We start from the raw sequence: 19663 nt of genomic DNA, 5'->3' as shown, positions 1-19663 counted from the left end.
TAAAGAAAGCCCAAAACAGCAAGGGCTATCCCGGAATTTCCAGGACAGCCCTTGCCTTATCATATTCCGCCATTCAGCGGAGGTTGTCTACATCCGGTTAGTTGAACACATAACGGATGCCGACTTGCAACTTCCAGCATTCGCTGTAGTTCTGATAGGTGTCGTAAGTCTTGGTAGGATATTCACCGTTCACCTTATACATGGAGAATACCGGAGTCAGATCAGTGACGCTCTTCACCCCTTCATACTTCAGGATTCGGTTGCTGTTGGAAACGGTGTTGGTCTTGGAGATACCCCATTTGGAGTTAATAAGATTACCCACGTTCATGATGTCGAAACTCAACTGGAAGCAATGCTTGGTCTTGCCAATCTTGAATTCAAAATCCTCCAGCAGACGGAAGTCAAAGCGGTGCACCCACGGAGCACGGGCAGCATAAGCCTCGGCATACTGTCCTTTGTGATTCTTCAGGTACGAATCCTGCTCTACGAATTTCCAGAAAGCAACGCGGTCTTCCTCTGTCTTGAAGTTGATTTCACTATCGTCCTTCGGAATGTACATCAGGTCGTTGTTGATGCCGTCACCGTTCATGTCATTGGTGTAGCAGAAGCTGTAACCGCCGGAAGAATAACCGGAATAGAACAGATTCAGGTGCGTACCGCGAAGCAGGCCTTTGTGTCTGAAGGGAATGTAGTAGCCCACGGAAGCAATCACCTTGTCGGGAACCACATACTGTGAACGTTGTGCATCCACATAATTGGAACCGTCAATCGTGTTCAGTCCCTGCCAAGTAGAGATGGGGTCGCTGCCCGGAAGACCGGAAACTTCTTTGGACTCCGTGTGCGTATAAGCCAGCATCAGCATCAGGTCGTCCAACGGCTGGGCATTCACCGTGATGTTTGCCGTATAGCCGTAGCCTTTGGATGTATTGTCGAGCACCACGGCATTCTTGCCATTGTAATGCACGAAGTCGCCTGCATATTTCACATTCTTATCGGGGTTGTCATAAAGAGAATAAGAGTACACCATGCGGTTATCCGCACCATTGAAACGTTGCATACCTGTATGCAGCAGTTCCGTAGTTGTCACCTCTTTTCCATCAGCGCCCTTGACGGTGGTCAGCTTATTGTATTTCCATTCGTCGGGGTTCTTGATATTGATATTGTTGATGGTAACGGCATTCACATTCTTTGTAAACATGAACTCTCCCGTCACGGTCAAGGGGAAAGATACGGGTACCTGATAATCCACCGCAATAGACGACTTCCACACCTGTGGCATCTTGAAGTCCTTGGCCACACCCGAAATCTTACTCCCCGCCACGTGTTTCTCAATCGTGGTGGGGAGGTTGAACTTGTCGATTATCTGGTTCATGTCCGTAATCATGCCACCTGCCAACTGATCCAGACGGGAATCGTGGCCCACCACTTTTCCATTGTCATATTGGGTCTTAAAGGTAACAGAGTTCTGTACCATAGAAGCATTGGTCGGCATATTGGTGAAGAAAACCAACGGCAGACGTCCCGTAAACACACCCGTACCTCCACGTACTTTCAGCGACTTGTCCTTGAACACATCCCAAACGAAACCTACACGGGGAGAAATCTGCCATCTGGAATCCGGCCACTTGCCGGTGTCGATGTGCTGCCCGTCGAAGTCAAGCTCATAGATGGCATCGTTTCTCTGGAGGTCGTCGTTGTCGAACATCAAGTTGTCGAAACGGATACCGTAGGTCAGTTTCAGACTGTTGCCGAGATTCCATTCATCTTGGGCATAGAAGCCAAGCTGGTTGAAGGTAACCTGGGCATTGGGGTTGGCCACACCGTTGAAACCATAAGTCAAAGCGAATGATTCGGGAGCTGCGCCACTCAGGAAATCTTCCAGACTGTTGTAGCGATAGTATCCCGTACCGTTACGCATATAGGCGTTATTGGCAAACTGGTGCTCGTAGCTAAGGCCTGCCGTCAGCTTGTGGTTACCGGTGAAGAAGGTGAAGTTATCGGTAATGTTCGTAATCTTGTTCTTCACACCATTGTTGTAAGTGAACAGCTCGTAACCGGCACTCATATACGGTTCCAGAATCTGGTTTCCATTCTCGTCCTTGCCTGCCATGATGTCAATGAAGGGGAAAGGAGAAGAATTGGTGCCGCGCATGTCCTCAATATTGGTGTAGGTAAACAGCAACTGATTGGAAATCTTATCGGTGAAACGACTATTCAAATCTGCCGCCCAAGACTGCACCTTGTTGTCCATAGAATACATGCTGTTGGCAAACGCCATAGACTGCGTACCTACGCGGTAAGTATTGTTCAAACGATATCCCGTATCGGAAGAGTTACCGTTCGGGGCATTCCAAGCCGTATTCTTCGTATTGTTGTAGCGGAGACTCAAGCGATGGCGGTCCGTGATGTTCCAGTCGATGCGGGCCAGCAGCTTGGTGTTCTCCTCGTCGGCAGGGAAATTGGTGTAGGAGCCTGCATCATAGCCGTATTTGTCCTTCAGATGGTTGTACACCTTCTCCATGTCCGACTTCAGTGTACGGGACACCATACCTTTCGCATCTTCGCCGTCCTCGCGCGCGCGATACTTTATAACCTCTCCCGGAGTCTTCTCTTTTTCGTAGTTCACAAAGAAGAACAACTTGTTCTTGATGATGGGACCACCCAGCGTGAAGCCGTAGGTGGTCTTGGACTCATCGGAACGTGCTCCCAGGTCCTCGCCGTTGATGCGGTTACCACGCATGTCCTGGTTGCGGTAATAGGTATAGGCAGTACCTCTGAATGTGTTCGTACCACTCTTGGTGATGGCATTGATGCCACCGCCGATGAAGTTCGTCTGGCGTACGTCGAACGGGGCGACAACTACCTGCACTTCTTCGATGGCATCCATCGAGATGGGATTTCCGCCACCGGGAAGGTTGGAACTCAGTCCAAAGTTGTTGTTGAAGTTGGCACCGTCGATGGTGAAATTCGTGGAACGTCCGTCACCTCCGGCAAAGCTCATGCCGTTGGCGTAGGGAGAAAGGCGGGCGATGTCGCTGATACTGCGGTTCACGGTAGGGAGCTGCGTTATCTGTGCAGAAGAGATGTTGGTAGTGGCACCCGTCTTTTCGGCGGTAAACTTGGTCTTGGCAGCCGTCACAATCACTTCGTTCAGCAGCTCGGAAGATTCGCTCATCTCTACGTTCAGGTTATACACCTCGCCCAGTTGGAGAGTGATGTCCTTATAAATAACTGTCTGATAGCCGATATAGGAAATCTCTACCCGATAGGGACCACCGGTGCGCATACCCTGGATGGAATAGCGTCCGTCGACATTGGTCACGGTTCCGTAGCGCGAACCGGAAGGCTGGTGCACCGCCTGGACAGTGGCACCAATAATGGGCTCATTACTTGCATCCGCCACCTTACCCGCCATAGAAGCTGTGGTGACCTGCGCATCTACACCCACGGTGGCCAGTAGCAGCAGCACCGTCAGTATAATTCTTACTCTCTTTAACATAATGTCTTTTAAATTAGTTTCTTAAAACGTTATATTTCTTAAAACATTGGCAAAGATACGCAAAATTATATATAAAGGCATTACAACGCGATTACATTTTTTAAGGATTTATTCAATACAAGGCAGTACCACTGTGAAACGGCTTCCACGGCCTTCCTCGGACTGGAGTTCGATGCGTCCTCCCATCTTTTCGACAATGAGCACACAGATGGACAAGCCCAGCCCGACGCCTTGGGAAAACTCGCTGCGCTTGTAGAAACGCTCGAAAATTATCTTCTGCTCGCTGTGCGGAATGCCTATGCCGGTGTCTTCCACATAAAGATGTACCTCGCTCATGCCGGACGGACAGCAATACCCCAGCCGGATGCTGCCTTCTTTCGTAAACTTGTTGGCATTGTTCAGGAAGTTGGTGAGTACCTGTGTCAGTCGCATGGGGTCTACATTCACCTGCACATCTTCGGGAGGGAAATCCTTGAGGAACTGCAACGGCGGCCGGATAAGCAGGCTATGCGTCTGATAGACGTCATCGAGCAACCGGCACACGCTCTCCCGCTGAAAGGTGAACGAGAGGTTACCCGACTCGATGCGCGACAGTTCCAGCACATCGCCCACCAGCTTCAGCAGCAGTTTGGTATTGGTGTTGATAATGTCCACAAACTCCTGCCGCTCTTCGTTTGAAAACTCCGGCTCATTGGCCAGCATGTCCGAGAAGCCGACAATGGCATTGAGCGGAGTGCGGATCTCGTGGCTCATGTTGTTGAGGAACGACTGTTTCAGTTCGGCCTGCTCCGCCAGCTCGCGGGATTCTATCAGCTCCTGCTCGTGGTCTTTCAGTTCCTGGATATTCTGCAGCAATCCGGCTATGATGGGTGCGTGTCCGGGGGTGTGGATGGTATTGTAGCTGAACTCCCACCACTGGAACTCACCGGTGAAGTTACAGCGATACTGCCCCTTGTGGTGCGTGCGTTCATGCCTTGCCGCTATGTTCTTGCGGAAGGCGGGTAAGTCGTCGGGATGGATGTAGGGAGTGATTTCATCGAGCAGAAGACGGCCGGGGCGATGATGAATAAGCTCGCAAAACTGCGAGTCGCAGGACACGGAATCTCCCTCCAGTCGCCAGGCGTAGGTAGAATTTCCTTCGATGGCCAGGCAGAGGGTCTCATGCTCGTAGAGGAGGTTTCGCAATGCCTCACGCTTGCGCCTGCGTTCGCGCAGCAGGCTAAAGGAGAGCAAGACTATCACCGTCAGCACGAAGACAGCGCCCAAGATGGAACCGATAAGTATAGGATAGCGATAGCGCTCCGAAAAAGGGATATACATCACAGTGTACTCTGCCGGAATGCTCTCGAGCGGGATACCATACTTCTGCAGCACATGCCAGTTCAGCACGTACTGCTTGGCGCATTCCGTCACCTGCTGCCGGGGCATCCGCCCTTCGAGGCGTTCCTTGATACCGGTCGCCATGTATCTTATCTGGCTTTCCAGTGGAGTGAAATATCCTCCCAGCAAGTAGTCGGCAAAGCCGAAGCCCTCGTTAATGGTCTGAAACGTGGGATTGTCGAAGAGCATGCCCACACGCTTGGTGGTATAGTCTCGCTTGGTGTAGAGCAGCAACGTATTGTCGCCGCGTCCCAGCCACATCAGATGGCGTATCGCTATGGAGTCGCTCGTCATGCGCACAATCTTCGTGGTGTCCAGCAACACGTCTATGTTCTGCCGTTTCAGTATAGGGCTGATAGTCTCCCTCTCGCGCACACGGTGATAGGAGGAACCGGCAAAGTAAGCACCCTCGGTAGAGGTCACGATGGCGAACCCCTGCCCACGGCACTGCTCATTCAACGCATGCCATATCTTGCGGTCCAGAAACACTTGTCCGTTCATCAGGCAGATGCGCGACTTTCCCATGATACTCTCTATCATGCGTATGGTACGCAAGTAATCGGGCGTGTCGGCATAGCCCGTGATGTTGGGGTATTGCAGGAGCAGAGATATGTTGGGATAGTTCACACCGCTGAACACAACGGGTATTTCATGCGCCAACGGGTGTCTGCATGCCATCAGCGCATAGGCAGCCTGGTCGTCGAGCACAGCTATCAACTCGGCTCCCCAGGCAGAGAGGTCGTCCACGAAACCGGCCATACGAAGGTTTTCTGCCTCCTCCATGTAGCGGTCGCAGTCCAGATAGTATTCGCGTACATCGCAGTCCAAGCCGAGAAGGCTGAACTCTTTTTGCAACAGTTCCAAAGCCTTCGCAGCAGGCGGATAGCCCGGCTCGAAAGAGTGTATCAGCGCAATGCGCCGTGTCTCCGCATGGGCAGGGTGCGCACACACGAGGCAGAGAGAAAGAATCAATATGTATCCGGCAACTGCCTTTATGTGTTTCATATCTGGAAGGTCCTTTCGACTTGTATCAGCAAAGATACGAATGTTTTTTAAGAATAATGGGCTATTTCTTCTGTTTCTGTAACAGAGAATACGTTTTCTTAAATCATTGACACATGCCAACTTATCTTTCAAAGGATTTACTGAATATCCCTAAAGAACCGATTCTTCGTCCAGTATTCCAAAGTGGAGATCTATTTGTTCTTAACCTTCGGCAACACCGCATTCAGTACCATATATCCCAACATACCGGCAACAATCGTTCCCAGCAATACACCAAACTTCGCCTGGTTCAGCAGATCCGGATATTCTCCTGCAAAAGAAAGGTTGGCAATAAATAAAGATACCGTAAAACCAATCCCCCCCAACAAGGATACTCCGGCAACACTTCTCCAATTCATTCCCGGAGGCATCGAGGACAAACCACTCTTGACCGCCAGCCAGGTAAACAGAAAAATACCGATAAACTTACCAAGAAGCAATCCTGCAGCCACCGCTATACTAACAGCTCCAACAACGCCACCGCCTCCACTGAACACCACACCAGCATTGGCAAAAGCAAAAAGCGGCAGTATCACAAAGTTTACCGTACCATGCAAATTGTCTTCCAAGGATTGCAAAGGACTAATCACATAATCAGAAGCGCGTTCTACTTGTTTTAGAGTGGCAATCTGCTCATTGGTCAATATAATATTATCCGATTTGGAAACCGGAAAATCACCGATGATATCGCGGATACGCTTAATGTATTTCCCGGCATCCAAACGGGGACGGGCCGGTATTACAAAGGCCAGTATCACTCCGGAAATAGTGCTGTGAATGCCCGACTGAAGGAACAAATACCAAATAATCAGCCCGATAAGCAGGAAGAATATCTTCTGTGTCATACCGAATTTCCCCATATAGTAAAGGAAGAAATAAAGGGCAGCGGCTACAATTAGGTATCCGTAAGCCACTTCGGAACTATAGAAAATGGCAATAACCAGAATGCCGCCAATATCATCGACCACTGCAAATGCCGTCAGGAAAATTTTCAGACTCAAAGGCACCCGTTTACCCAGCAGACTGAGTACACCCAATGAAAAAGCAATATCCGTAGCCATCGGTATAGCCATACCGCGCGTTTCCGGAGTGCCCTGAACGACCAGAAGTGAATAGACAATGACCGGCACCAGCATACCGCCACACGCCGCTACAAAAGGTAAAGAGGCTTTACGAAAGGAAGAAAGTTCACCCACCAGCAGTTCCCGCTTTATCTCCAACCCCACAGCCAGAAAGAAAACAGTCATCAGGCAGTCGTTTATAAACTCAATCATTTTCAACGGATGACCGCCATGGGAGAACAAGTTGAAGTCTCCGATACGCAGATGCAGTTCCTGCAAAAGAAAGCCCTGATACAGCGGAGCCATCGGCGAATTAGCAATAACGGCCGCCAAAATAGCCATCAAAAACAGCAAGATGCTCGCCGCTATATTCAGCGACGAGAAGTTTTTCACAGTACGCAAAATAATCATAAAGAAGTATATTTGATTTAAGATTTCATCCTTTCGACATCAATCCAGCTTCAAGACTGCAAGGAACGCTTTCTGAGGTACTTCCACATTACCAATCTGTTTCATACGCTTCTTACCTCTCTTCTGTTTCTCAAGCAATTTTCGTTTACGGCTCACGTCACCTCCATAACATTTGGCCGTTACGTCCTTACGCACAGCCTTAATCGTTTCCCGGGAAATAATCTTGGCACCGATAGCAGCCTGAATGGCGATATCGAACTGCTGTCTCGGAATCAGGTCTTTCAACTTTTCGCACATCCGGCGTCCCAATTCGTAGGCATTGTCAAAGTGTGTCAAGGTAGAAAGAGCATCCACCGGCTCACCGTTCAGCAAAATATCCAGCTTCACCAGTTTGGAAGGACGAAAACCGTTGGGATGATAGTCAAAAGAGGCATATCCCTTAGAGATACTCTTCAATTTATCATAGAAATCGATAACTATTTCGCCAAGAGGCATGTCATAGTATATTTCTACACGGTTACCTGAAATATATTCCTGCTTCACCAGCTCGCCACGCTTGCCCAGACAAAGAGTCATGATAGGGCCGATGTAATCAGTGGCGGTAATCACCGAGGCACGGATATAGGGCTCCTCAATACGGTCTATCATGGTAGGGTCGGGCATGCTGCCGGGGTTATGCACTTCAGTCATATTTCCCTGCTTGTCATAGATATTGTAGGAAACGTTGGGCACGGTGGTGATAACGTTCATGTCAAATTCACGGTCAAGGCGTTCCTGCACAATCTCCATATGGAGCAGCCCAAGGAAACCGCAACGGAAACCAAAGCCCAAAGCTAATGAAGACTCAGGCTGGAAAGTCAGCGAAGCATCATTCAACTGCAACTTCTCCAAAGAAGAACGCAAGTCCTCGAAATCTTCTGCCTCGATGGGGTACACACCGGCAAAAACCATCGGCTTCACCTCCTCAAAACCGGCGATGGCCTCTTCGCAAGGACGGGCAATATGCGTAATCGTATCGCCTACTTTCACTTCCTTAGAGGTTTTGATACCCGAGATGATATAGCCCACATCCCCCGTACGCAACTCCGGACGTGGCATCATTTCCATTTTGAGCACTCCGATTTCATCCGCATCATATTCCTTGCCTGTATTGAAGAATTTCACTTTATCCCCTTTACGAATCACACCGTTCACTATCTTGAAATATGCAATGATACCACGGAAAGAATTGAAGACAGAATCGAAAATCAACGCCTGCAACGGAGCTTCCTCGTCACCCTCCGGATGAGGGATACGCTCAATGACCGCAGCCAGAATCTCTTCCACTCCCATGCCTGTTTTGCCGGAAGCACGGATAATCTCATCACGCTTGCAACCCAACAGTTCGACGATCTCATCCTCCACTTCCTCGGGCATGGCGCTTGCCATGTCACATTTGTTGATGACGGGAATAATCTCCAAATCATGCTCAATCGCCATATAGAGGTTTGAAATGGTCTGCGCCTGCACTCCTTGCGAAGCATCTACAATAAGCAAGGCTCCTTCACAAGCGGCGATGGAACGTGACACCTCGTACGAGAAGTCAACGTGTCCCGGAGTGTCTATCAAGTTCAGAATATACTTTTCGCCTTTATATGTATACTCCATTTGTATGGCATGGCTCTTGATGGTGATACCTCTTTCCTTCTCAAGGTCCATGTCATCCAGCATCTGTCCGTTAGTTACTTGTATAGTATTGGTAAATTCCAGCAGACGGTCTGCCAAAGTTGATTTACCGTGGTCGATATGGGCAATAATGCAAAAATTTCGTATATTCTTCATTGTCAATAACTATCTATTAATTGGGTGCGCAAAGATAGTGAAAACAGAGCAAATAAAAAAAATGCGTTGATAACATATTCATGTACCAACGCATCTTTTTATAACATTCCAATCAATTCCTCGCTTAGTTCAGCTTTACAAACAATTCGCCTTCCACTTCAGAAGTAGAGACCTTGTCTTCTCTTAACAACCAGCCCAATCCCAGGAAGAAGTCCTTGTCGATCAGTTTAGTTGCTTTCTTGATTTGCTTGTGAGTCAAGCCATCTGTGCCATTCAGTGCAGTCCAAATCTGTCCTGCAACATTACCAGCTTTTTCTTTTAACATTTCTATTTGCTTTTAGTTAAACGTTATCCTCATCTCCAAAGATAGAGATGTCGGTGTTTTTATATCGCTGCAAAGATAGGTATATTTATGTTATACAACACGTTATTAGGCACTTTTTTTCTTACTAAGAGGTAAAAAAGTTCTTTTTTCTTACTTTGAGGACGTTTTTTCCAGGTATTCGGTCCAAATTTGGGCAGCTACCTCTACCATCCTGGCACACGGGCGTTTAGCATAATACTGCTCGGTACGGGCTTCCGGAACGGACGAACCTTCCGGTTTTCTCAACCCCAACAATTCAGCACATATCAAAGAGCCGTTTCGTTTCTTGAATTCAGCAGCCAGCTCCTGCACCAACGCATAGTTTGCCGCCTTACCTTCACGGTCCTTGCCTTCCACAGCTCCTTTTTCCAATCCGGCCAATAGGAACATGCCGCATGCAGCACCGCATGTCTGCCTCATACGACCTATGCCACCACCAAAAGAGGCGGACATCCGGAAAGCCTGCTCTTCTGTAAAACCATACATATCTGCAAAAGCTCCCACTACCGATTGCGAACAGTTATAGCCACTCTTGAAAAGCTCCACAGCTTTTTCGATTCTGTCTTTTGTTTCCATCATCATTATTCTGTAATTTCCAACAACATCGGACAATGGTCCGAATGAACAACGTCACCCAATATTCTCGCCTCCTTCAACATCGGACGCACCGGTTCACTCACCATGCAATAATCAATGCGCCACCCTTTGTTCTTGGCACGTGAATTAAAGCGATAGCTCCACCACGTATATTCCTGCTTGTCGGGATGAAGCCAACGGAAGGAATCTATGAATCCCGCATTGAGAAAGCGCGTCATCCACTCCCGCTCTTCAGGCAGGAAGCCACTGTTGGTGGCATTCCTGATAGGGTCGTGAATGTCTATTGCCTCATGGCAGATATTATAATCGCCGCAAAGAATGAGTTTAGGACGCGTACGTTCCAGCTCCAATACATATTCCTGGAATTTCTCCAACCAGACCATCTTAAAGGCCTGGCGTTCATCACCGCTAGTACCGGAAGGATGATAAACACTCACAACGGACACATCGCCGAAGTCGGCACGGATAAAGCGCCCTTCGTTATCGTATTCTTCAATACCCATACCATATTCCACATGGTCCGGTTCTTGCTTGCTCAGAATAGCGACTCCGCTATACCCCTTCTTCTGTGCAGAATATAGGTAATGCTTATACCCCAAAGAATCCAGCGCCTCTGCCGGATACTGTTCCGGTTGCAACTTTGTTTCCTGCAAACAAAGCACATCCGGCTGCTCTTGTGCCAGCCACTCGGGAAAACCTTTTGTCACGGCAGCCCTCAGCCCATTTACGTTATATGTAATAATCTTCATACTACTTATTTGATTTCTTAAAAATGAATTATTCAAGATGTCAACTCGGATACCAGCAGCATGATATTCAGCACAGTGACCACCGCAGCAATGGCATAAAGTACAAATGTACTCCATTTGCTGTTTACATACTGCCCCATCACTTTGCGCGAAGAAGTCAATCCTACTTGCAGGAAAACCGTGAACGGCAGCTGGATGCTCAGTATCATCTGTGAAATCAGCAGTCCTTTGAACGGGTCTCCGATAAAGAAAATCAGCAGCAGTGCAATGCCCAGCGACAGAATCACACCCACCTGCGAGTGACTATCTTTGATATGATAGGATTCTCCGAAAATACCGGCAAAGATAGAACCTGCCGCCATACCGCTGGTTATCGTAGAAGATATACCCGCCATCAGTAATGCCAATGCAAAAACCACGGCAGCACTGCTCCCCAGCAACGGCTCCAGCAAGGATTTGGCCTGCTGCAACTCTTCCACCTGAATACTGCTTTTAAAGAAAGTTGCCGCTGCCAGCAGTATCATGGCACTGTTGATGGCCCATCCCACAATCATAGAGAACAGCGTGTCGAACAATTCATATTTCAACACCTTACGGATGGACGCATCATCTTTCTTATTATATTCATGGCTCTGTATCACTTCCGAATGCAGAAACAGATTATGCGGCATCACCACCGCACCGAGTACACTCATGATAATCAGCATACTCCCATGCGGAAACGAAGGTGTCACCCACCCTTGTGCAGCCAGCGGCCAATCTATCTTCACCAGAAACAGCTCATAGATAAAGGAGAGCCCGATGACCGAAACAAAAGCAATGATGGAACGTTCTATCTTCTTGTAGGAATTAGTGAAAAGCATGACGACTACAAATACGGTAGTCAAGATAGAGCCCCATATGATGGGAATGTCAAACAGCATCTGCAAAGCGATGGCACCTCCCAATATCTCTGCCAGCGAAGTCGAGATGGAAGCCAGCACTGCTGTACCCAATATGGGACGCGACACCCAGGAAGGAGTATATTTGGTAGCGGCTTCGGACAAGCACAAGCCGGTTACAATGCCAAGATGCGCCACATTATGCTGCAATACAATCAGCATGATAGTGGATAAAGTCACGACCCACAGCAATGAATAGCCAAATTCAGACCCTGCCGCAAAATTAGATGCCCAGTTCCCCGGGTCAATAAAGCCCACAGTCACCAGCAGTCCGGGACCTATATATTTAAAAACGTCCAGACCGCCCAGATAGCGTTTGTGGTCTCTCCGTTTCAAGTCTTTAAAAATATTCTTCATTGTGTCTGTTCAATTAAGAGCGTAAAAATACTCAAATAATAACAAATACCTCCATGTTAGGTTCAAAAAAAGCCCCTGGCATCTTTCAATGTCAGGGGCTCTCATCCATTCTTTCAGGCAGGAGGCTCAATACCCCATCTCGTGCAATGCCTTGCACAATTGGTCGGGGCAGGAAGTGGAACGTCTTCCGCAGCGAATTCCTTCCAAACGAGCAATCACCGCATCTACCGGCATGCCTTTCACCAAACGTGAAAGTCCTTGCAGGTTTCCATTACATCCACCCCAAAATGCCACTTCTTTCACAATACCATCTTCCACATCCAGTTCGATGTTACTGCTACACGTACCTTGCGTCTTGTATGTATATGTCATTATTCTCCGCCTTCTTCCGGTTTCATGTTAGTATAAACCGTCTGTACATCATCAAACTCTTCGAGACGCTCTATCATCTTGTCGATAGTTTCGCGTTGCTCGGGAGTCACATCCTTCATATCGTTCGGGATATAGGTAAACTCACCGCCGACATCTTCAAAACCGCACTCTTCCAAATGTTTCTGGATAGCTGCATAGCTTTTCGGATCACCATAAATAGTGATAGTACCTTCTTCTTCATCCTCTTCGTAGTCTTCCTCTACGTCATAGTCTATCAAGTCAAGAATGAGTTCCTCCATATCGATACCGTCTTTCTTCTTGAAAGTGAACACACACTTGTGGTCAAACAAGAAAGCCAGTGAACCCATTGTTCCCAAGTTACCGCCGAACTTGTTGAACACGGAACGCACATCGGCTACTGTACGGGTAGTATTATCAGTCAGCGTATCCACAAAAACAGCTACACCGTGAGGACCGTATCCTTCATAAGTCATACCCTTATAGTCGCTCTGGTCTTTACCCATCGCATTCTTGATAGCACGTTCAATATTATCCTTCGGCATGTTTTCACGCTTACAAGTAGCGATTACCGAACGCAGTGTCGGGTTGTTTTCCGGCTCCGGACCACCGGCCTTCACCGCAATAGCAATTTGTTTACCCAGTCTTGTAAAGGTCTTTGCCATGTGACCCCATCTTTTCAATTTGGCAGCTTTTCTATATTCAAACGCTCTTCCCATTGGAACTGTATTTTAAATTATGAATTATAAATTCTGAATAATGAATCAACGCAGCTTGGCATTCAACTTGTCCTCCAGGTTCTTCACTAGTTTGGACATAATCTTGTCAATCTGCTTATCGTTCAACGTGGCATTCTCATCCTGCAGCAGGAAGCTCACCGCGTAACTCTTCTTACCGGCTTCCAGATTCTTACCCTCGTAAACGTCGAAGAGAGAAACCTCCTTCAGCAGCTTTTTCTCCGTCTCGTAGGCAATCTTCTCGATTTCCGCAAATTGCACTTTCTTGTCGAGCAGTAACGCCAAGTCGCGTTTCACGGCAGGGAACTTGGAGATTTCCGTATAGCTCACCTTCACATTGCGGATGGCCTTCAGCAATTCTTTCCAGTTGAAATCGGCATAGTAAACCTCGTTGTCAATATCGAATGCCTTCAGCAGCTTCTTTGTTACAATACCGAAAGTAGCCAACCGCTTTCCACCCCTTGTCTGTACGGATAAACCGGCAGCATAGATGTCATCAGTCAGATTGCCGACAACCAAATCATGCATGTGCAGCCCCAATCTGGCAAAGACATTCTCAACGTATGCCTTCAGCTCATATACCGAGCTGTTCTCATCCGGATGAGCCCATGAGTTGGCCACCCTCTTGCCAGTCACCCACAAACCAAGATGATAGTCTTCGGAATAAGCGGCAAGCACTTTCTCCGGATTCTTCTTTTTCTCGTTGAAGTGATAACAATTACCGAATTCAAAGAATTTCAGGTCTGCATTCTTACGGTTGGCGTTGTGCGAGATGCTTTCCAATCCACCGAAAAGCAGTGTCTGACGCATGGCATTCAAGTCTGCACTCAACGGATTCAGCAACATTACCAGATTCTTTGATGGATAAGACTCCAAGTTGTCATAGTAAGCGGCACGAGTCAATGAGTTATTCAGAATCTCATTGAAACCACAGCCCACCAGCTGCTCGGCAACCAAGTTCTGCAGTTTGTTGGATTTATCATATTCACCCTTGGTAGTCAGACAAGACTTCAAGGTAGTCGGAATCTCCACATTATTATATCCGTAGATACGCAGAATATCCTCTATCACATCGCAATCGCGCTGCACGTCCACACGGTAAGGAGGAACATCCAGTGTAAGCCCTTCGGCTGTCTCGTCTACAATCTTCATTTCCAGACTTGTCACGATGCTCTTGATGGTATCCACCGGAATAACTTTACCAATCAGTGAGTTCACTTTCTCATAGGCAAGTTCCACACGGAAATCCTTGGCAGGAGCGGCGCACACATCTTTTATTTCAGAAGAAATGGTACCTCCGGCAAGTTCCTTTACCATCAAAGCAGCCAGCTTCAGGCAGTAAATAGTGGCATTCGGGTCAATACCTCTTTCAAAACGGAAAGAAGCATCTGTGTTCAATCCATGACGACGGGCTGTCTTGCGCACCCATGTGGGATGGAAGTAGGCACTTTCAAGGAACACATCCTTGGTGGTTTCCGTAGAACCGGAATCCAGACCGCCGAACACACCGGCAATACACATCGCCTCTTCCTTGTTGCAAATCATCAGGTCGCGTTCGTTCAATTTACGCTCCACGCCATCAAGAGTTACAAACGGAGTACCTTCCGGCATGGTCTTTACAATCACCTCACCGCCTTTAATCTTATCTGCATCGAAGCAGTGCAGCGGCTGGCCGAAAGCATGGACTATATAGTTGGTAATATCCACCACATTATTGATAGGACGCAGACCGATAATACGCAACTTGTTCTGCAACCATTCGGGGCTTTCTTTCACTGTAACCCCTTTCACCGTAACGCCGGCATATCGGGGACATGCCTCGCTGTTCTCTACAGTTACTTTAATATCCAAATCGTGATTTTCTACCGCAAAAGCGTCTACCGAAGGTTTCTTTAAAGTAGCCGGCTTACCGTTCTGTATCAAGTAGGCATACAAGTCACGTGCCACCCCATAATGTGAGCAAGCATCGGCACGGTTGGGAGTGATGTCCACTTCCAGCACGTAATCGCTCTTGATGTTATAGTAGTCCTTGGCAAGCGTACCCGGAACAGCAGTCTCCGGCAGTACGATGATACCTGCGTGGTCTGTACCGATACCGATTTCATCCTCAGCACAAATCATGCCGACAGATTCCACGCCACGAAGTTTTGATTTCTTGATGGTAAAGCATTCGTCACCGTCATACAGTTTTGTACCCAACGTGGCTACTACCACTTTCTGTCCGGCAGCTACATTCGGAGCGCCGCATACAATCTGCACGGGTTCACCTTGTCCCAGGTTCACCGTAGTGACGTGCATATGGTCTGAGTTAGGATGAGCTTCGCATGTCAACACTTCGCCGATGACCAGTCCTTCCAGTCCGCCTTTAATGGTTTGCACCTCTTCCACACTTCCCGTTTCCAGTCCGATGGAGGTCAGTGCCGCAGCAACTTCATCCGGTGTCAAATCGAAATCGACATACTCTTTCAACCAATTATAAGAGATATTCATATCATTATATTTTTATTGTTTCCAAAAGTGACTTGCAAAGGTAATAAGATTTTTTGGTTGGCAGGGAATTATAAATGAAGAAAATAACAAAAAGGCGATGAAGTGCTTTTCCTTCAGCGCCTTTCTCCTAATATTCTATATAAATCTACAATTTATACATTCATTGCATTGGCGCCTAAAGCTCCCAATATGGCGGAAGCAACAGCTATCACTACCTTCAAAATCTTGTCCCAAACGTTCTTTTTCATAGTCTTAATCTTTCAAAATTAGTAAATACATCTTATCCTAATGGGTTCTCTCCCTGGTCACCGTCGGAACCGCCACCGGAATTACCACCATCACCGGCATCATCCTTACCGTCCGTAACCACTCCCATCCATTTCTCAAACTCCACACCCTGGAGCAGGGCACGCGTAGTGCCGATGGCAGCCGGGCGCGTGTATTCCGGAGTAAACTGGCAGCGCAAAGCAGTCACCTGATTGGGATTCACGTCTTCAGATTTGACCACTCCCTTACCTCGCGTACGGGCCTTCATGGTGAATGTGCCCAGGCCATCCAGACGCACCGTACGGCTGTTCAGCAACTGGCTCCTCATTACCGTCATCAGGTTACGGATTACATTATGTACGTCACCCGGAGTCAATGAAGACTTCTCGGCAATCACCTCAGCCAGCTGTTGCGCATCCACGGCCCTTCCCACTTTCTTCAAACTCAGATGCCAAAGTTTGGCACCTTCTTTCGTCGCCAGAGACGACTGTCTTGCATAATAAAATAAAGGCATACTATCTTTCTCCTTTTTACATTTTTAATTCAACATGGTTTTTAATCTCCTTTTGTTGATCAACAATGCAAAGGTGAGGATATATTTGCCTGCAAACAAAGAAAACAGCCTCGCTGAAGCTGTTTTCTGAGATAAGTTCATAAAGTATTGATTTACAAGCTGACAGATTAGGCAAGCCAACTTAATCAAGATATCCTACGATGATGATTGCCTGTACTGCCATATAGGTCAAAGATACTATGATATGGGGAATCTTCAGCTCATTCGCCATAATCTGATAAGATGTTTGCGATGCGGTAGTCCGATATTCTCATGAAGCATCAGGCGGTGAATATTTGGCACGCTTGCAGAAATTGAAGAAGCAGAAGACTAGAACGGAACAGACAACGGTATAGATGAAATCCGCATTGACAAACGTATTGGCAACCGACAGCGTTGTCAAGGTCGTAGTTAAAAAAGCTGTATTTTCATCTATTATTTTACTATAGCCTCTTTTATACACTCCACGATATAATATACATCTTCATCAGTCACCCACGGCCCGGCAGGAAGGCACATACCGATTTTAAAAATAGCTTCGGATACCCCATTGATATAAGCCGGAGCATCCTTATAGACCGGCTGCTTGTGCATCGGTTTCCAAACCGGACGTGCCTCTATTTTTTTGCCAAGCATAAAAGCACGCAAAGCCTCCACATTCTCGTTGGGTTGGCAATCTGTCGTAGCACAATCTACGGCATGAATCACACCTGCAGCACCACCTACGGCAGTCCTGACAACATCCTTATAAGCATTTTCCTGCCCTTTGATGCGAAGTGAAGAATCCAGAGTGATTGTACAAAGCCAGAAATTAGAGTCATAATCAGCCGAAGGAGCTTCATGCAGCAATACCCCCTCCACATCCTTAAGCAGTTCCTTATAGAGAGCCTGCACATGTCGGTGATGTGCAATATGCTTATCGGCAACGGTCATTTGACCACGACCAATACCTGCACATATATTACTCATGCGATAGTTATACCCTATCGCCTCATGCTGGTAATAAGGATAAGCCTCACGAGCCTGCGTGGCATACCACATGATTTGATTCTTGCTTTCGGCATCTTTACAAATCAACGCACCACCGCCACTGGTAGTAATCATCTTGTTACCGTTAAAGCTCAGCACCCCGAACTTGCCGAACGTCCCCAGTACCTGTCCCTTAAAACGGGAGCCAAAACCTTCGGCAGCATCTTCCACCACTGGAATAGCATACCTATCGGCTATCTCCATGATACGTGTACAGTCATAGGGCATGCCGTACAATGCCACAGGAACAATAGCTTTTGGCTTTTTTCCAGTCTTGGCAATGCGGTCCTTGATGGCTTCTTCCAACAGTTCCGGAGACATGTTCCAAGTTTCTTTCTCAGAATCCACAAATACCGGAACAGCCCCCAGATAAGTGACCGGATGCGAAGACGCACAGAATGTGAAGCTTTGTACAATCACTTCGTCACCCTGTCCCACTCCGCAAGCCAACAGAGCCAAATGTACTGCCGCCGTACCGGCCGAAAGTGCCACCACTTCCTTGCCTTCGCCTACAAAACGTTTCAAATCCTCTTCAAAAGCATTCACATTAGGACCAAGAGGAACCACCCAGTTCGTATCGAAGGCTTCTTTTACATATTTCTGTTCAATACCCTCCTCGCTCATATGGGCAAGGCAGAGATAAATAGTTTTATCCATAAATATATATGTGATTATTTAATGATCAGACTCCGGATTCCTCACATAGTGGGGAATAAAAAGAAAGGAAACGGCTTTATAAATCTTTTCCTGATATCGGGATAATTTACTCATAAATGTTTCCATGACCGGGATACAGACTGCAATCCTTTGTTAATTCCATGATACGTTCTTTCGAGATCCGTGCATCTTCCCTATCGCTATTAGGGAATGAGGCAATGACTTTAACACCCGGGATATATGAATCACCCGAGAAAACATTGTTCTCGACTTTATAGGTAAGGCAGCTTTTATCATGTCCGGGAGTTTCAAACACTTCCACGAAAATTCCCGGAAATATTTCCACTTTATCATTCTCATGTAAAACCGTCACATTATCTCCCATCCATATTACAGGATCATTGTGATAACGGGAAAAATTAAGTTTATCCGAACCTAAAGCCTCCTTACCGAAAGAGGAAGTGTAAACTGTGCAATCAGGATACAATCGTAATAAATCTTTTATACCATAAATATGGTCGTAATGAGTATGAGTCAGAAACAAGGCTTGTACCGTTCCGCACTTTTCCTGAACACACAGCTTTATAGGAGCAATATCCCCAATATCTATCAATACATGCCCATCTTTCCCCTCAACAGACAGTATATAAGCATTGGAGGTGAAAACAGAATTGACAATCTGATGGATGTTCATTTCAGTTATGACCGTTGAAAGCCTCAGTGGTAGCATTACCTTCCTTATTGATCCCTTCCCTAACGAACACTTTCTTTATGGTTAGCATAATAATCTTCACGTCCAACCAGAAAGAAATATGATCCACGTACCACACATCCAGTTCAAACTTACGTTTCCAACTGATATCATTCCGCCCGTTTACCTGTGCCCACCCCGTAATTCCCGGACGGACTTCATGACGACGGAACTGTTCCTCCGAATATAAAGGAAGATACTTCGGCAATAAAGGACGGGGACCAACTAATGCCATATCCCCCTTTAATACATTTATTAGTTGTGGTAATTCATCTATGGAAAAAGAACGGACTATTTTCCCAATCTTTGTCAAACGTTCAGCATCTGGCAACAAATTTCCCTCTGAATCCCGCTCATCTGTCATTGTCTTAAACTTTATGGCTTTGAATATTCGAGCATTTTTTCCGGAGCGATCCTGGGTGAAAAAGACACCGGCACCCTTATTGGTGAAATGGAGGAAAATTATCAGAAGAAGTAATATGGGCCAGATAACCAACAGAGCTATAAAAACAATTACAAAGTCTAACCCAGGCTTTAATCCTCTTTTATACATAAGCCTACAATT

At 47.1% G+C, this 19663-nt stretch carries 16 protein-coding genes and 1 pseudogene; all 17 read right to left on the bottom strand.

Annotated elements, in window-relative coordinates; genetic code table 11:
- Window positions 1–97: 97 nt before the first annotated feature.
- The 17 genes and pseudogenes from DWY57_RS12420 to DWY57_RS12345 all read right to left on the bottom strand — a co-directional run bounded on the left by DWY57_RS12420 (window position 98) and on the right by DWY57_RS12345 (window position 19651).
- Window positions 98–3499, bottom strand: coding sequence for a TonB-dependent receptor (locus DWY57_RS12420; RefSeq protein WP_117600555.1), 3402 nt, complete (start codon window positions 3497–3499; stop codon window positions 98–100).
- A 108-nt stretch (window positions 3500–3607) separates the two neighbouring features.
- A complete protein-coding gene (locus DWY57_RS12415) occupies window positions 3608–5884 on the bottom strand; it encodes a PAS domain-containing sensor histidine kinase (RefSeq protein WP_119961867.1) in 2277 nt (758 codons plus the stop codon).
- A 191-nt stretch (window positions 5885–6075) separates the two neighbouring features.
- Complete coding sequence (gene nhaA, locus DWY57_RS12410; RefSeq protein WP_119961866.1) at window positions 6076–7395, bottom strand: Na+/H+ antiporter NhaA; 1320 nt, start codon at window positions 7393–7395, stop codon at window positions 6076–6078.
- 39 nt (window positions 7396–7434) lie between these two features.
- Window positions 7435–9216: a translation elongation factor 4 gene (lepA, locus tag DWY57_RS12405; protein ID WP_117600558.1), complete on the bottom strand. Its 1782-nt coding sequence runs from the start codon at window positions 9214–9216 to the stop codon at window positions 7435–7437.
- A 124-nt stretch (window positions 9217–9340) separates the two neighbouring features.
- Window positions 9341–9541: a winged helix-turn-helix domain-containing protein gene (locus DWY57_RS12400; RefSeq protein ID WP_005828272.1), complete on the bottom strand. Its 201-nt coding sequence runs from the start codon at window positions 9539–9541 to the stop codon at window positions 9341–9343.
- Window positions 9542–9691: 150 nt separating this feature from the next.
- Window positions 9692–10162 (bottom strand): C-GCAxxG-C-C family protein, encoded by a 471-nt coding sequence (locus DWY57_RS12395; protein ID WP_034532774.1) that lies wholly within the window; start codon window positions 10160–10162, stop codon window positions 9692–9694.
- Window positions 10162–10926: an exodeoxyribonuclease III gene (locus DWY57_RS12390; protein ID WP_061411850.1), complete on the bottom strand. Its 765-nt coding sequence runs from the start codon at window positions 10924–10926 to the stop codon at window positions 10162–10164. Before DWY57_RS12390 ends, DWY57_RS12395 begins: the two co-directional genes overlap by 1 nt.
- Before the next feature lie 32 nt (window positions 10927–10958).
- Entirely contained in the window at window positions 10959–12224 is a 1266-nt protein-coding gene (locus DWY57_RS12385; protein WP_022401336.1) for an Nramp family divalent metal transporter, read from the bottom strand.
- A 126-nt stretch (window positions 12225–12350) separates the two neighbouring features.
- A complete protein-coding gene (locus DWY57_RS12380; RefSeq protein WP_005828266.1) occupies window positions 12351–12596 on the bottom strand; it encodes a TIGR03905 family TSCPD domain-containing protein in 246 nt (81 codons plus the stop codon).
- Window positions 12596–13333, bottom strand: coding sequence for a YebC/PmpR family DNA-binding transcriptional regulator (locus DWY57_RS12375; RefSeq protein ID WP_005828265.1), 738 nt, complete (start codon window positions 13331–13333; stop codon window positions 12596–12598). Before DWY57_RS12375 ends, DWY57_RS12380 begins: the two co-directional genes overlap by 1 nt.
- A 45-nt stretch (window positions 13334–13378) precedes the next feature.
- Window positions 13379–15841, bottom strand: a complete 2463-nt coding sequence (gene pheT / locus DWY57_RS12370; RefSeq protein ID WP_119961865.1) for a phenylalanine--tRNA ligase subunit beta — start codon at window positions 15839–15841, stop codon at window positions 13379–13381.
- 152 nt (window positions 15842–15993) lie between these two features.
- Window positions 15994–16089, bottom strand: coding sequence for a smalltalk protein (locus DWY57_RS20905; RefSeq protein ID WP_005828262.1), 96 nt, complete (start codon window positions 16087–16089; stop codon window positions 15994–15996).
- A 32-nt stretch (window positions 16090–16121) separates the two neighbouring features.
- The gene (locus DWY57_RS12365; protein ID WP_119961864.1) at window positions 16122–16622 is read right to left on the bottom strand and encodes an HU family DNA-binding protein; all 501 of its coding nucleotides are present in this window, start codon (window positions 16620–16622) and stop codon (window positions 16122–16124) included.
- Between the two features lie 187 nt (window positions 16623–16809).
- Window positions 16810–17037, bottom strand: a pseudogene (locus DWY57_RS12360) (hypothetical protein); the annotation flags it as partial.
- 59 nt (window positions 17038–17096) lie between these two features.
- Window positions 17097–18347, bottom strand: coding sequence for an aminotransferase class I/II-fold pyridoxal phosphate-dependent enzyme (locus tag DWY57_RS12355; RefSeq protein WP_005836416.1), 1251 nt, complete (start codon window positions 18345–18347; stop codon window positions 17097–17099).
- 106 nt (window positions 18348–18453) lie between these two features.
- Window positions 18454–19041: an MBL fold metallo-hydrolase gene (locus tag DWY57_RS12350; protein WP_098032044.1), complete on the bottom strand. Its 588-nt coding sequence runs from the start codon at window positions 19039–19041 to the stop codon at window positions 18454–18456.
- Between the two features lies 1 nt (window position 19042).
- Window positions 19043–19651 (bottom strand): sugar transferase, encoded by a 609-nt coding sequence (locus tag DWY57_RS12345; RefSeq protein ID WP_098032045.1) that lies wholly within the window; start codon window positions 19649–19651, stop codon window positions 19043–19045.
- Between the last annotated feature and the right edge of the window lie 12 nt (window positions 19652–19663).

Origin of the sequence: Bacteroides sp. AF25-5LB (genome assembly GCF_003602965.1) — a bacterium.
GTDB classification, from domain to species: domain Bacteria; phylum Bacteroidota; class Bacteroidia; order Bacteroidales; family Bacteroidaceae; genus Bacteroides; species Bacteroides uniformis.
The sequence above is the reverse complement of the archived record's forward strand: the minus strand, read 5'-3'. Positions and strand labels throughout refer to the sequence as shown.